The sequence below is a fragment of the Streptomyces toxytricini genome, assembly GCF_014649915.1.
GTDB classification, from domain to species: Bacteria; Actinomycetota; Actinomycetes; order Streptomycetales; family Streptomycetaceae; genus Streptomyces; species Streptomyces toxytricini.
The window spans coordinates 144,775-158,574 of sequence record NZ_BMTY01000018.1 but is presented as its reverse complement, the minus strand read 5'-3'; the positions used below and the strand labels follow the sequence as shown (position 1 = coordinate 158,574).

Below are 13,800 nucleotides of genomic sequence, written 5' to 3'. Positions count from 1 at the left end.
GACCGGCCGGCCGGTGTGGTGCGAGGCGAGGAGACCGAGTTGCGTGACACTGACTTCTTCCGGCGCTGGATGGCGGCCGCCGCGGCCGCCGTGGAGCGCGAGGCGGACCGGCTGACGGAGCTCGACTCCCCCATCGGGGACGCCGACCACGGCAGCAACCTGCTGCGCGGCTTCACGGCGGTGCGAGCCGCCCTGGAGGCGGAGCCGCCGGCGACGCCCGCCGCGGTGCTCGGGCTCGCGGGCCGGACCCTGATCTCGACGGTGGGCGGCGCCTCCGGCCCCCTGTACGGGACGCTGCTGCGCCGCACCGGCAAGGAGCTCGGCGACGCCGCCGAGGTCTCCGACGAGGACGTGCGCAAGGCGCTGGACGCGGGCGTCACCGCGGTCGCCGCCCTGGGCGGTGCCGCGGCGGGCGACAAGACGATGCTGGACGCGCTGCTCCCCGGGGTGGCGGCACTCGGCACCTCCTACCGGGCGGCCGCGGAGGCGGCGGAGGCCGGGGCGGCGGCCACGGTCCCGATGCTCGCCCGCAAGGGCAGGGCGAGCTACCTCGGCGAGCGGAGCATCGGCCACCAGGACCCGGGGGCGACGTCCTCGGCGCTGCTGCTGGCGGCCCTGGCGGAGGCGGCGGGATGAGCGGCGGGCCGGTCGGGATCGTCCTGGTGTCGCACAGCGCGCGGGTCGCGGAGTCGGTCGCGGAGCTGGCGGCCGGACTGGCGGCGGGCGGGGCGGTGGCCCCGGTCGCCGCGGCGGGCGGCACTTCGGACGGCGGCCTCGGGACGAGCGCGGAGCGCATCGCGGCAGCCGCGCGGGAAGTGGACCGCGGGGCGGGCGTGGCCCTGATCGCGGACCTCGGCAGCGCGGTGCTGACGGTGAAGGCGCTGCTGGCGGACGACGAACTGCCGCCGCGGTCACGCCTGGTGGACGCCCCGTTCGTGGAGGGCGCGGTGGCGGCGCTCGTCGCGGCCTCGTCCGGGGCCTCCCTGGACGCCGTCGCCGCCGCGGCGCAGGAGGCGTACGACTACCGCAAGGGCTGACCGCGCGGCGGGGCGGTGCGCCCGGGGCGGGGCTCCCGCCCCGGGTGGGTACACCGTCCCGCCGCGGGCGTCAGCGCCGGCGGAGCTGGTCGAGTTCGCGCCGGTCCCGCTTGGTCGGCCGGCCCGTACCGCGGTCGCGGATGCCGACCGCGGCCGCCTCGACCGGCGTCGGAGGCGGCGGGCTGTTGTCGACGAAGCACTCGGCGGCCACCGGCGCGCCCACCCGCTTCGTCACCGGCCGCCGGACCACCACGATCCGCTCGCGGCCCGCGTGGAACAGGCGCACCTCGTCCCCCGCCTTCACCGACTGCGCGGGCTTGGCCCGCTCGCCGTTGACCTTCACATGGCCCGCGCGGCACGCGGTCGCCGCGATCGAGCGGGTCTTCGTCAGCCGGACGGACCAGATCCAGGCGTCCACCCGGGCCGTCCCCGTTTCGGTTGCTCCCTCTGCCATGGCACGACTCTAGCGAGGGAACGGCCCGACGACGGAACGAGTTTCGGCGGATGCCACAACCCCCATCGCATCTGCCATGCACTTCATCTGAAGATGATTGCATGTGCGGTGCCTGGGCGCCTACCGTGTCGCACATGCGGGCTCCCGCATCGGCACGCCGCGCGTCCGCCGGGATCCGGCCCGGGCCGCGACCCGCATCCGAACCGCCCGCACCCGACCCGAGCCAGGAGCACCGCATGTCGTCCCCCGCCCGCCGGCGCCGCACCGCCCCGGCCCTCATGGCCGCCGTCCTCCTGCCAGTCCTGGCCGCCTGCGGCGGCGGGAGCGCCGGCGCCGGGGCCGGCGGCCCGAGCGGCTCCGACCCCGCGGCGGCCGACCTGACCGTCCTGGCCGCCTCCTCCCTCACCGACGTCTTCAAGACCGCCGGCGCCGCCTACGAGAAGGCGCATCCGGGCACCCGGATCACCTTCTCCTTCGCCGGCTCCCAGGAGCTCGCCGCCCAGGTCAGGCAGGGCGCTCCCGGGGACGTGCTCGTCACCGCCGACACCAGGACGATGGACGGCCTGGCCGCCGAGACCGGCAGCCCCTCCGTCATCGCAAGGAACCGCCTGGTCATCGCCACGGGCAAGGGCAACCCGTTCAAGATCGGAGGGCTGGAGGACCTCGCCGACAGCAAGGTGAAGGTGGTGCTCGCGTCGCCGGAGGTCCCCGTCGGCCGCTACAGCCGGCAGATCCTCGACGCGCAGAGCGTCCGGGTCGTGCCCGTCTCCGAGGAGCCCAACGTCCGCGCGGTGCTCGGCAAGGTGGAACTCGGCGAGGCCGACGCCGGCATCGTGTACGCGACGGACGCCGCCAAGTCCGCCGGCAAGGTCGCGGCGGTGGAGATCCCGGACGGGCAGAACGCCGTCGCCTCCTACCCGGCCGCCGCGCTCAAGCAGTCGAAGAACGCCGGGGCCGCCGCCGCGTTCACCGCCTGGCTGAGCAGCCCGGAGGCTCAGAAGATCCTCCGGGACGCCGGCTTCCAGAAGCCGTAGCCGCGCCGTGGACAGACGCCGCACCTCCCGCACCCGGACGCCCGTGACGCTGGCGCTGCCGGCGCTGCTCGCCGTCGCGTTCCTGCTGCTGCCCCTCGTCGGGGTCCTCGCCCGCACGCCCTGGTCCGAGCTCGGAAGCCACCTCGGCAGCCCCGGCGTCCTCGAAGCGCTGCGGCTCTCGCTCGTCGTGTCGTTCTGGGCGCTGGGCCTGTCGCTGCTGCTGGGGGTGCCGCTGGCGTGGCTGCTGGCGCGGGTCGACTTCCGGGGCAAGGCGTTCGTGCGGTCGCTGGTGCTGCTGCCGATGGTGCTGCCGCCGACCGTGGGCGGTGTGGCGCTGCTGCTCGGCTTCGGGCGGCGCGGGCTGCTCGGGCCGTGGCTGGAGGAGTCCTTCGGCATCGTCCTGCCGTTCCACACGTCCGGGGCGGTCCTGGCGGCCGCGTTCGTGGCGATGCCTTTCCTGGTGATCAGCCTCGAAGGCGCGCTCGGCGGGCTGCGGCCGGGCTACGAGGAGACCGCCGCCTCGCTGGGAGCTTCACCGGTTCGCGTGTTCTTCACGGTCACCCTGCCCATGGTCGCTCCGGGCCTCGTCGCCGGCGCGGCGCTGACGTGGGCCCGTGCACTGGGCGAGTTCGGCGCGACCATCACCTTCGCGGGCAACCTGCCCGGCACCACCCAGACCCTTCCCCTCCAGGTCTACCTGCTGCTCCAGGACCGGCCGGAGGCGGCGACGTCCGTATCGCTGCTGCTGCTGGCGATCGCCATGGCCGTGCTGGTCGCGCTGCGCGGGCGCTGGTCCGGCGCCCCGCTCCCCCGCCGCCGGCCCGCGCCGGAGCAGCCTCCGGAGGACGCCGCACCGCAGGCGCCGTACGAGGCCGGAGAGGCGCCCGCGGTCCCGTCCGGCGGCGGACGCTGGCCCCTGCACGCCGCGGTCAGCGGGTACACCGAGCTCACCCTGGACGCCGAGCCCGGCACCACCATCGCCGTGGTCGGCGAGAACGGCGCCGGCAAGACCACCCTGCTGCGCGCCCTCCTCGGGCTGACCCCGCGCGCCGAGGCCGAACTGCGGCTCGGCGACACCGACGTCACCGCCCTGCCCCCGCACCGGCGGCGGGTCGCCTGGGTCCCGCAGGACGGGGCGCTGTTCCCGCACCTGAGCGCCCTGGCCAACACCGCGTACGGGCTGCGGGCGCGCGGTGTGCCGCGGGCGGAGGCGCGCCGGGAGGCCCGGCAGTGGCTGGAACGGCTCGGCGTCGCCGGCCTCGCCGACCGCAGGCCCGCCCAGCTGTCCGGCGGGCAGGCCCAGCGGGTGGCGCTCGCACGGGCGCTCGCCGCCCGGCCGCGGCTGCTCCTGCTCGACGAGCCGCTGGCCGCGCTGGACCAGGCGACCCGGGCCCGCGTACGGCACACGCTGCGGGCGCACCTGGCCGGGTTCGGCGGGGTGTGCCTGCTGGTGACGCACGATCCCGTCGAGGCGGTGTCGCTGGCGGACCGGGTGCTCGTCCTGGCCGGCGGGCGGACCCTGCAGGACGCGCCGCCCGCCGAGGTGGCCCGGCATCCGCGGTCGCCGTGGGTGGCGCGGATGCTGGGCCGGAACGCCTGGCCGGGGACCGCGTCCGCCGAGGGGCTCGCGCTGCCCGGCGGGGGCCGGCTGGTGGTGGCCGAGACGCTGCCCGCGGGGGCTCCGGCGCTCGCGGTCATCGGGCCGGAGGCGGTGTCGGTGCACCGCGAGCGGCCGGCCGGCAGCCCGCGCAACGTGTGGCCGGGCACGGTACGGGAGATCACCTCGGTCGGCAGCCGGCTCCGCGTGCTCGTCGCCTCGCCCGGAGTGCCCGACCTGGTCGCGGAGATCACCCCGGACGCGGCCGCCGATCTGGGGCTGGCCGACGGGGCGCGGGTGTGGACGAGCGTCAAGGCCACGGAGGTGGTGCTCGTCGGCCTGTGACGCCGTCGGCGGCCGTCAGGCGGTGATGCGGGCGGTGAGGGAGTCCAGGTTGGCCATGGCGCGCTCGACGCGCTCCTCCAGGGTGAGCGTCTCCTCGTAGGTGCGGGTCCGCAGCTTGGGCAGCCGCTTGCCGCGCAGGTACAGGGAGCAGGCGAGGTCGGCGCAGAAGTACGAGCCGACGGTGTTGCCCTCGCGGCCGCGGGCGCCCGCGAGCGGGGCGACGAGCAGGGACACGCCGGAGGAGGCGTGCGCGGTCAGGCAGATCTGGCAGACGCTCGACTTGACGGCGCTGGTGCGGTTGGCGACCGGGACGCGCAGGCCTATGCCGAGGGCGGTTCCGTCGGCTCCGGGGCGCACCAGGTAGGCGCGCAGCGGGGCCGCGGGGTCGACCCAGCCGAGGAAGTCGAGGTCCTCCCAGGGGAGTTCGCCGAAGTTCGGCGGGAGCTTCAGCCGCGAGGCCTCGCCCTTGGTGCAGTTGACGAAGGACGCGCGGATCTGCTTCTCGGTCAGTGGTTCCATGGGAGGCCACGGTACGTGGCCATGGCAATGATCTTCATCCGGATTTTCCGGACCGCGCCCGCGGGGCCTGCGGGGGCGCGGCTCACGGGCCGGCCGGGTGCTCCGGTACGGCGAACTCGCACCACACGCACTTGCCGCCGCCCCGGGGTTCCACGCCCCAGTCCTGCGCCAGCTCCTCCACCAGCAGCAGCCCGCGTCCGGAGACGGACCAGTCGCCTGCCTGGCGGCGGTGCGGCAGGGCGCTGCTGGAGTCCTCGACCTCGATCCGGATGCGGCCCTCCGCGGTCATGCGGAGGCCGACGTGCCCGCCGCCGTCGGTGTGGACGAGGGCGTTGGTCATCAGCTCGTCCGCCGCCAGCTCGATCTCGTCCGTGAGCTCGCGGGCTCCCCAGGCCGCCGCGGCCGCCCGGATCAGGTGGCGGGCCGTCGAGGGGCCGTGCGGGTCGCCGGGGGCGAGGCGCAGCCGCAGGGGGCCGCCGCCGCGCGGCGCGGGGGTGCCGCGGCGGCGCAGCAGGAGCAGGGCCATGTCGTCACGCCCGCCCGCGTCGCCGATCAGGTCGCACAGGACGTCGGCCAGCTCCTCCACGTCGGTGGGGCCCGTGCTGACGGCCCGTACGAGGTCGCGCATGCCGGCGGCCCGGTCGGCGCCGTTCCGCTCCAGGAGGCCGTCGGTGCACAGCACCAGGGTGTCGCCGGGATGCAGTTCGACGCTGGTGACGGGGTAGCCGGTGCCGGCCCCGGGCTGCTCGTGCGGCGGCGTGCCGAGCGGCGGGCCCCCGGCCACGGGGACGGTGTGGCAGCTGCCGTCGCCGCGCCGGACCAGCGGGTCGTGGTGCGCGGCCCGGACCATGCGCAGCATGCCGGTCGCGAGGTCCATCTCCGCGTAGGTGCAGGCGGCGACGCGGTCGGTGGCCAGGTCGTGCAGGAAGGCGGAGGCCCGCGCCATGGCCGTGTCGGGGGTGTGGCCCTCGGCGGCGTACGCGCGCAGGACGATCCGCAGCTGGCCCATGACGGCGGCCGCGTCGGTGTCGTGCCCCTCGACGTCGCCGATCATCACGCCGACGCGGCCCTCGCCGAGCGGGACCACGTCGTACCAGTCGCCGCCGATCTTCCGCCCCATCCGCGCGGCCCGGTAGCGGACGGCGATCCGGGTGCCGGGGACATCGGGGATCCGCCGGGGCAGCATGGCCCGCTGCAGGCCCTCCGCGAGGTCGTGCTCCTGCTCGAACAGGATGGCGCGCTGGAGGCTCTGGGCGATGCCGCTGCCGAGGGCGACGAGCAGGTTGCGCTCCTCGGCGGTGAAGTCGCCCTCCCGCCGGTAGAGCAGGCCGAGCGCGCCGATGGCCCGGCCCTGCGCGATCAGCGGCAGGTAGACGCCGCTGTGGACGGCCAGCGGCTCGATGTACGGCCACAGGTCGGGGAAGCGGAGCCGGAACTCGTCGCGGGAGGCGATGAAGACCGGCTGCAGGCTGCGGACGGCCTCGCTCATCGGGAAGCGGGCATCGACGCGTGTGTACTCGATCTCCGGGACGTAGGTGCCGAGCTGGCCCTCGGCGACGAGGTGGATGCGGCCCCCGTCGACGATGCCGAGCATCACACTGACGGCGCCGAGGTGGCCGAGGGCCTCCGGGTCCTTCAGCACGTCCGTGACGTCGTTGACGGTGCGGGCGTGGGCGAGGATCGCCGTGGTCCGCTCGACGACGCCGGTCATCCGGCGGCGGCCCTCGTCGCGGTCACCGCCGGCCCCGGACTCGCGGGGGTCGTGGGCGGCGTCGCGGATGATCCCGATGATCCGGTAGGGGCGGCCGCCGGGCTCGCGCAGGATGTGCCCCTGGATGTGGGTCCATGCGGCGGTGCCGTTGCGGCGGCGGCGCCGCACGTACGCCCCGTAATGGCTGCGCCCGTCCTTGAGCGCCTGCGCCACGCGGGCGTCGAGGCGGGCCTCCTCGGGGGGCGCGAGGCGGACGCGCAACCCGGCCGGGGTCCCGTTGAACTCGTCCGCACGCAGGCCCAGGACCTCGAGGGCGGTTTCGTCCAGGTGCATCCGCCCGCTGTCGAGGTCCCAGTCGAAGGTGCCCATGTGGTTGAGCGCGAGGCTGGTGTCCGGCCGCGCCGGCCACTGGACCTCGGGGCTCGGTCGCCTTTCGGCCATGCTGCCAGGGTCTCACCGATCGGCGCCGCGCGCGGGGATCCGCGCGGCGCGACAATCCGGGTATGGAAGAACCCCGGGTGGTCGTGGAGCGTGAGGTGGCCGCTCCGGCGGAGCGCGTGTGGCGGGCGCTGACGGACCTGGAGGCGATGCCGCGGGTGCTGTCGGGCGTGGAGGCGGTGGAGGTGCTCACCCCCGGTCCGTTCGGGGTGGACACCCGGTGGCGGGAGACACGGCGCATGTTCGGCTCGCGGGCCACGGAGGAGATGAGGGTCAGCGTGTGCGAGGCGCCGCGGCGCTACGTCGCCGAGGCCTACAACTCGGGGATGCGCTACGCGTCGGAGTTCCGGGTGGACGAGCGGGCGCCGGGGCGGTGCGTCGTCCGGATGGCGTTCTCGGCGTCGCCCGCGCCGGGCGGGAAGCCGCCCGGCGTGTTCATGCGGCTGTTGAACCGGCTGGGGACGCGGGCGGTCGCCGAGGACCTGGCGGATGTTGCCGCGTCCGTCGAGGCACCACGGGACGGGGGCCTGTCCTAGGGAGCCGGGGAGGGTGACGTCGGCGGGGAGACCGGGGCAGGACCTGTCGGGGTGAGCGTCGGCTCGTACGGCTTGGTCGGCCCCTCGGAGGGGACGGGGGTCAGGCGGACCGGGGCCGTCGGGGTGGCCCGGCCTGTCGCGGTGGCGTCGCGGGTCGGGGTGGCAGGGCCGGGCTCCGTCCCCGAGGGGGTGACGGCGCGGGACGGGGTCCCGGTCTCGGTGGCGTTGCCGTACCGCTCGCGGTCGGCGCCCGTCTCTCCGGCCGTCGGGGCGGGGGTGGCCGTCCCGGTCGGGGCGGCGGTCGGCGTCGCCGTGGCCGTGGCTGTGGCCGTGGCCGTCGGAGTGGTCGGGGCCGTCCGGGTCGCCGTGGCGGTCGGGGTGGCCGATGCCGGCGGGGTCGTCGGCGGGGTCCGCCCGCCCGTCGGGGTCGCCGTGGCCGCCGGGCTGCGGGTCGGGTCCAGTCCGGGCGGCACGGGCGGCGGGCTGACGGGCCGGTCCGCGTCCTTGGCGCCGCCGGCCGGCCGCTGGTACCAGCGGCCGTCCCGGGCGTCGTAGAACGTGATCTTGTTGATGACGACGACCGTCGGCCTGATCACGACCGTGTCCTGCGGCCGGTACGCCGCCCAGGGCTGCCCGAAGCGCCGCGAGTCCGGCTTCAGCGCGACCGGCTGGTCCAGCGGGTTGCCGCACGCGCAGCGCACTCGCGGCACGCCGTGGTCGTCGACCAGGACCGCCGTACCGGCCTGGAGCACCGCCTGGTACGGCGTGGGGCGGCCGTCCTGGTAGCCGTGGTTGGTGACCCGGGTGTCGGCGCGCAGGGTGACGGCGGTCAGCGAGCGCAGGAAGCCGGGGACCTCCGCGGGCCGGATGCCGAGGGCCTCGGCGAACGCGGCGTTCCTGGCCTGGTCCGCGGACAGGAGGCGCACCTGCTCCTCGACGTCGCAGCTGGCCGTGTCGCGACTGCCGCCGTACAGGCCCGGGGAGGCACCCGTCAGGGAGCGGGTGGTGACGGTGCCGGTGGCGGTGGCAGGCGGCCGGTCCGGGACGTCCCCGGACGGCACGGGGCTTTCGGCGGCGCCCGCCGGGACCGTCGCCGTGGACTCGGTGAAGGGCGCCCGGCCCTGCGCCGAGGCCGGTTCGAGGAACAGCTCGCCGCCCGTCGCGGACGGTCCGCCGCCGGGCCGGGTCAGCACCACCGCGAGCACCACGGCCGCGGCGAGCGCCGCGACGGCCGCGACCACCGCCGGCAGGCGCTTGCGGCGCCGCCCGGGTCCGCCGGGCGGGCCCGGGGTGCTCGGCGGCTCGCCTCCGCCCGGACCGCCCGCTCCCCCGCCCCCGCCGCCCGGCGGGGGTCCACCGGCGGCCGGGCCTGCGGGGACGGGCCCGCCGGGCACCGTCGGGGGGCCGGAGGACGGGCCGCCGGAGAGTGGTCCGGCCGGCGGGCCGGCGGGCTGCCCGGACGGAGGGCCGCCGGGGCGGTCCGAGGGCGGTATGCCAGGAGGCTGCGTGGTCACGGGCGCTCCAGTGCCGGGCGCCCCCGACCCGGCCCCCGGGACGGCCGGCCGTCGGGGCCGGCGGGGCGGGGGCGAGTCGGGGGGCGGGTCGGGTCCGAGGCGGATGGGGATCGGTACGGGCCGCCGGTGTCGGGGCGCGGTCGCCGGGACGGGCCGATCGCGGGGTGCGGCCACTCCTGCGGACCATTGTGTGCGGCCTTCCGGTGGTGGCCGCAAGCCGGGGCTGCCTACGGTGGCGCTGTGAGCCGTACGTCCGCGGACTCCCGGGGAGCCCTGCCCGCCTGGCGTGACGCCCTCGTCGCCGTCGTGGCGGGCTTCGCGGTGATGACCGCGGTCGCCGCCGCGGGGCTGGCCTGCGCGGGCGCCGCGCGCTTGCCGGGCGCCGCCTTTCCGCGCGTCGTGGCCGCCGTGGTCGTGCTCGCCGCAGGAGGCTCCGTCGAGGTGGCGGGCGGCGAGGGACTCCTCCGGGCGGAGGGGAGCCTTGCGGTGCTCCCGCTCTCCGTGAGCCTCGTCGGCGCCCTCACCGCCGCCATGCTGTTCCTGCGCCCCCTGCGCCACAGGGCCGTCGCCGGCGGACGCGAACTCCTCACCCGCGCGGGCCCGCTCGTGCTGCTGTGGCTGGCCGCCCTCACCGCCACCGCGCTGCCCGCCCGCCAGGACTTCGCCGTCAGCCCCGGCGACCCGGCGCTGGAGGACGCCTCCGAGCTCCTCGGGCCGGCGCCGACGGTCGGCTTCCGCGCGGACCTGCCGGCCACCCTCCTGTTCGGACTGCTGTGGATAGCGGGCCTGCTGCTGGTGGCGCTGCTCGTCTCGCGCCGGGCGCCGCTGCCGGCGCGGCTGGTCCGCTTCCACGCGGCGGTCCGGCCCGCCGCGTCCGCGACCGTCGTGCTGCTCCTCGCGTACGTGGCCCTCGGGTTCGGCATCGGCCTGTTCGCAGCGGCCACGCGGGGACAGCCGGACCGGGTGTTCGCCGTGGTCCTGCTCGCCCTGCCCAACCTGGCCTGGCTCGCACTCACCCTCGGCTTCGGCGGGGCGTGGGACGGCCGGGCGGAGGGGCCGTTCGGGCTGCCGATGCCGCAGGTGCTGGACCGGGTCGTGCGCGACGCCGACCGGTCCGCGGTGGACGTCGCCGACCTCGCCCGCCAGGACGGGCGCATGTGGTGGCTGGTGGCCGTCACGGCGCTCGCCCTGCTCGGCACGGGCCTGCTGGCCGCCCTCCGCTCCCCCGCACGCGTACGGGCCCGGCAGCATGCCCTGCACCTGGCGGTGGCCCTCGGGGCGGCCGCCCTGGCGGTGTCCCTGCTGGCCTCCGTCGAAGCGCACTTCGGGCTGGCACTGATGGGCATCGGCGACACCGGCGGGCTCGGCACCACGGTCGAGCTGCTGCCCGTCCTGTGGCGGAACGTGGGGCTCGCCGTGGTGTGGGGTGCGGCCGCCGGCTTCCTCGGCGCCCTGCTGGCCCGGCCGGTGCACCGGCGTTCCGCCGCCCGCGAGCGGTCAGCGGCGCCCGGGCGGTGACCCCGGGCGGGCTCAGCGGCCGCCCGTCTCCGGCGGGGTGACGACCCGGGTCGGCTCGTGGCCGTCGCTCCGGGCCGCCGGAGCCGGACGCTCCACCGCGGGGCCGCCCTCTCCCACGGCGGTCGGCGTCGGCTCCGCCCGCGGGGCCGGCTCGGCGCCGGGCGCGGGGGCGGCGTAGGTGGCGAGGCGGGTCCCATCGCCGTACATCCACTGGCCGGAGGCCTCGTCGTACAGCCATACGGATTCGCCGTCGACGACGGCCCCGGACCGCAGACCGCGCGTACGGCTGCGGAACCCCTCCTGGTCCAGCCGGCCCGCGGCGTGCTCCTCCGCGGCCTGCCGGTAGCGGTCGAGGGCGTCGGCGGCGCGGGCGAGCAGCGGGAGGGGGTCCTCGGCCCGGCCGACGGGCCGGCCGCCGGTCGGCGGCGGCTGCGGTACGGCGACGAGGAGGCGGCCGTCCACCCACGCGGACCATCCGTTGGCGCAGACGATCTGCCCCCACTCCCCGCGCCGGTCGAGCAGCTGGACGGGCAGGAAGGGGTCGAGGGGGACGGTCGGCCGGGAGACGTCGGGCTCCTCCCAGGCCGGCATCCCGCTCTGGGGGACGACGTGCGTGGGGCGGAACTCGGTGCCGCCGTGCGCCGCGGGTACGCCCATGGCGCTACTTCCGCATGATGGCCGGCTCGTGGCGGCGCAGCAGCCGCGCGACCAGCACGCCGAAGAGCACGGACAGGGCGGCGAGCATCCCCAGGTCGAGCAGCCAGACCCGGGGGTCGTGCGCGAACAGCGGGTCGGCGGTGAGGGCGCCGGGGACGATCGCGCCGAGGTCGACGGTGCCGGCCATGGCTCCGAGGGCCCAGCGGGAGGGCACGAGCCAGGCGAGCTGGCCGATGACCGGTGCGCCGTCGAGCCGGAGCAGCGCCCCGCAGAAGACGACCTGCACGATGGCGAGCAGCACCAGCAGCGGCATGGTGACCTCCTCCTTGCGGACGAGGGCGGAGACCAGCAGGCCGAGCATCATCGCGGTGAAGGACAGCAGGGCGGTGGCGAGGATGATCTCGGCGAGCGGCGGCAGCAGCACGCCTCGGCCGCCGGGGGCGTTGGTGTCGACGCCGTACAGGCCGACCAGGGTGAGGACGGCCGCCTGGGCGGTGGTGACGGCGCCGAGGACAGCCACCTTGGACATCAGGTAGGCGGATCTGGACAGGCCGACGGCCCGTTCCCGCTGGTAGATGGTGCGTTCCTTGACGAGTTCGCGGACGGCGTTGGCGGCGCCGGTCAGGACCGCGCCGACGCACAGGATGAGCAGGACGTTCACGGCGGACTCGCGGGTGAGCGCGCCGCCGGCGAGGGCGCGCGCCATGGCGCCCATGACGAACGGCAGGGCGACCATGATGGCGAGGAAGGTGCGGTCGGCGCCGAGCGCGGCGGCGTAGCGGCGCACCAGTGTGGACAGTTGCGCTCCCCAGCTCTGGGCCTTGGGCGGCGGGGCGGCGAAGGCGCCGGAGTGCCGTTCCCCGGGGTGCCGGGGCTGGCGGGCGGCTCCCCGGACGTACCGGGCGTACTGGGGGGAGGAGCGGTACCGGCCGGCCCAGTCGCGGTCGCGATCGGCCTCGAACGCCTCGAAGGCCTCCGGCCACTGGTCGAAGCCGAAGAAGGGCAGGGTCTCCTGCGGGGGCCCGTACCAGGCGGTGCGGCCGCCCGGGGCGAGGACGAGGATCCGGTCGCAGACGTCGAGGCTGAGGACGCTGTGGGTGACGACGATGACGGTGCGGCCGTCGTCGGCGAGGCCGCGCAGCATGTGCATGACGGAGCGGTCCATGCCGGGGTCGAGGCCGGAGGTGGGCTCGTCGAGGAAGAGCAGCGAGGGCTTGGTGAGGAGTTCGAGGGCGACGGAGACCCGCTTGCGCTGTCCGCCGGAGAGGCTGTGGATGGGCTGGTCGGCGCGCTGGTCGAGGCCGAGTTCGGTGATGACCTCGTCGACGCGGGCCTGCCGCTCGGCCTTCGCGGTGTCCTGCGGGAAGCGGAGTTCGGCGGCGTAGGTGAGGGCGCGGCGGACGGTGAGCTGTGCGTGCAGGATGTCGTCCTGGGGGACGAGCCCGATGCGGCTGCGGAGTTCGGCGTAGTCGCGGTAGAGGTCGCGGCCGTCGTAGAGGACGGTGCCGTGGTCGGCGGGGCGCAGTCCGGTGAGGGCGCCCAGCAGGGTGGACTTGCCGGCTCCGCTGGGTCCGACGACGGCGAGGAGGCATTTGGCGCCGACGGGGAAGGAGACGTGGTCGAGGAGGGTCTTGCGGCCGCGGTCGACGGCGACGGTGAGGTCCTGGACGTCGAGGGAGACCTCGCCGGTGTCGGTGTACTCCTGGAGGCGGCCGCCGACGAGGCAGAGGGCGGTGTGGCCGATGCCGATGATGTCGCCCTCGGAGACGGTGGCGCGGTCGGTGCGCACGCCGTTGAGGTAGGTGCCGTTGTGGCTGCCGAGGTCGTGGATCTCGTGCGTGCCGTCGGGGAGGGCGCGGAGTTCGGCATGCCGGCGGGAGACGACGAGGTCGTCGATGACGAGGTCGTTGTCGTCGGCGCGGCCGATGCGGACGGCGGTGCTGGCCGGGACCTGCCGGACGGAGGTGGGGCGGCGGAAGGTACCGGTCAGCGACGGGCTGGAGACGCGGGCGGGGGCGCCTGGCGCGGGAGCGCGCGGGGGCGCGTCGGCGAGCGGGCCGACGGGCGGCGCCGGCGGCGGCGCGGCGGCGCGGCCGCGGTCGAGGAGGAGGGCGCGCGGGCCGTCGGTGGCGCTGCCGAAGCGGAGCTCGCTGCCGGGTCCGACGTTCCACTCGCGGACGCGGTGGCCGTCGGCCCAGGTTCCGTTGGTGCTGTCCTCGTCCTGGACGGTCCAGTGGTCGCCTTCGGGGCGCAGCACGGCGTGGTGCCAGGAGACGCGGGCGTCGTCGAGGCAGATTTCGCAGAGGGGGTCGCGGCCGACGTGGTAGGTCCGGCTCGGGCTCATCGGGGTGGAGCCCGCGTCGGTTTCCAGGACTAGCTCGGGCGCGGCTGACGGCACACCTGAGGGCTGGGCCATGAGCAGATTTTCCCACGATCCTTT

General features: G+C 76.5%; 12 protein-coding genes. 6 read left to right on the top strand and 6 right to left on the bottom strand.

Annotated features, from left to right (window positions below; genetic code table 11):
- Nucleotides 1–39: 39 nt before the first annotated feature.
- Together dhaL and IE170_RS22885 are read left to right on the top strand one after the other, a co-directional pair.
- Complete coding sequence (gene dhaL / locus IE170_RS22890; protein ID WP_189811321.1) at nt 40–636, top strand: dihydroxyacetone kinase subunit DhaL; 597 nt, start codon at nt 40–42, stop codon at nt 634–636.
- Nucleotides 633–1,037, top strand: coding sequence for a PTS-dependent dihydroxyacetone kinase phosphotransferase subunit DhaM (locus tag IE170_RS22885; RefSeq protein ID WP_189811320.1), 405 nt, complete (start codon nt 633–635; stop codon nt 1,035–1,037). Before dhaL ends, IE170_RS22885 begins: the two co-directional genes overlap by 4 nt.
- Nucleotides 1,038–1,107: 70 nt before the next feature.
- Here the strand turns inward: IE170_RS22885 and IE170_RS22880 are convergent, their stop codons facing one another.
- Nucleotides 1,108–1,491, bottom strand: a complete 384-nt coding sequence (locus IE170_RS22880) for an RNA-binding S4 domain-containing protein (protein WP_189811319.1) — start codon at nt 1,489–1,491, stop codon at nt 1,108–1,110.
- Nucleotides 1,492–1,727: 236 nt separating this feature from the next.
- On the opposite strand from IE170_RS22880, the gene modA reads away from it, so the two are divergent.
- Both modA and IE170_RS22870 read left to right on the top strand, forming a co-directional pair.
- Nucleotides 1,728–2,525, top strand: a complete 798-nt coding sequence (gene modA, locus IE170_RS22875; protein WP_189811318.1) for a molybdate ABC transporter substrate-binding protein — start codon at nt 1,728–1,730, stop codon at nt 2,523–2,525.
- A gap of 7 nt (nt 2,526–2,532) precedes the next feature.
- Entirely contained in the window at nt 2,533–4,467 is a 1,935-nt protein-coding gene (locus tag IE170_RS22870; RefSeq protein ID WP_189811317.1) for an ABC transporter permease, read from the top strand.
- Nucleotides 4,468–4,482: 15 nt separating this feature from the next.
- On the opposite strand, the gene IE170_RS22865 is transcribed toward IE170_RS22870, so the two are convergent.
- Nucleotides 4,483–4,986 carry an FBP domain-containing protein gene (locus tag IE170_RS22865; RefSeq protein ID WP_189811316.1) on the bottom strand — a complete coding sequence of 168 codons (504 nt, stop codon included), beginning with the start codon at nt 4,984–4,986 and terminating at the stop codon, nt 4,483–4,485.
- An 82-nt stretch (nt 4,987–5,068) separates the two neighbouring features.
- Complete coding sequence (locus IE170_RS22860; protein ID WP_189811315.1) at nt 5,069–7,138, bottom strand: SpoIIE family protein phosphatase; 2,070 nt, start codon at nt 7,136–7,138, stop codon at nt 5,069–5,071.
- Nucleotides 7,139–7,200: 62 nt separating this feature from the next.
- Between IE170_RS22860 and IE170_RS22855 the strand changes: the two genes are divergently transcribed.
- On the top strand, nt 7,201–7,671 hold the full coding sequence (locus tag IE170_RS22855) for an SRPBCC family protein (protein ID WP_189811314.1): 471 nt from the start codon (nt 7,201–7,203) through the stop codon (nt 7,669–7,671).
- Here IE170_RS22855 and IE170_RS22850 read toward each other — a convergent pair.
- Nucleotides 7,668–8,912, bottom strand: a complete 1,245-nt coding sequence (locus IE170_RS22850) for a DUF6777 domain-containing protein (protein ID WP_189811313.1) — start codon at nt 8,910–8,912, stop codon at nt 7,668–7,670. The genes IE170_RS22855 and IE170_RS22850 overlap by 4 nt on opposite strands.
- Nucleotides 8,913–9,425: 513 nt before the next feature.
- Between IE170_RS22850 and IE170_RS22845 the strand changes: the two genes are divergently transcribed.
- Nucleotides 9,426–10,703 (top strand): streptophobe family protein, encoded by a 1,278-nt coding sequence (locus IE170_RS22845; RefSeq protein ID WP_189811312.1) that lies wholly within the window; start codon nt 9,426–9,428, stop codon nt 10,701–10,703.
- Between the two features lie 12 nt (nt 10,704–10,715).
- Here the strand turns inward: IE170_RS22845 and IE170_RS22840 are convergent, their stop codons facing one another.
- A complete protein-coding gene (locus tag IE170_RS22840; protein WP_189811311.1) occupies nt 10,716–11,360 on the bottom strand; it encodes an SH3 domain-containing protein in 645 nt (214 codons plus the stop codon).
- A gap of 4 nt (nt 11,361–11,364) precedes the next feature.
- Nucleotides 11,365–13,776, bottom strand: a complete 2,412-nt coding sequence (locus IE170_RS22835) for an FHA domain-containing protein (RefSeq protein WP_189811310.1) — start codon at nt 13,774–13,776, stop codon at nt 11,365–11,367.
- Nucleotides 13,777–13,800: the final 24 nt, after the last annotated feature.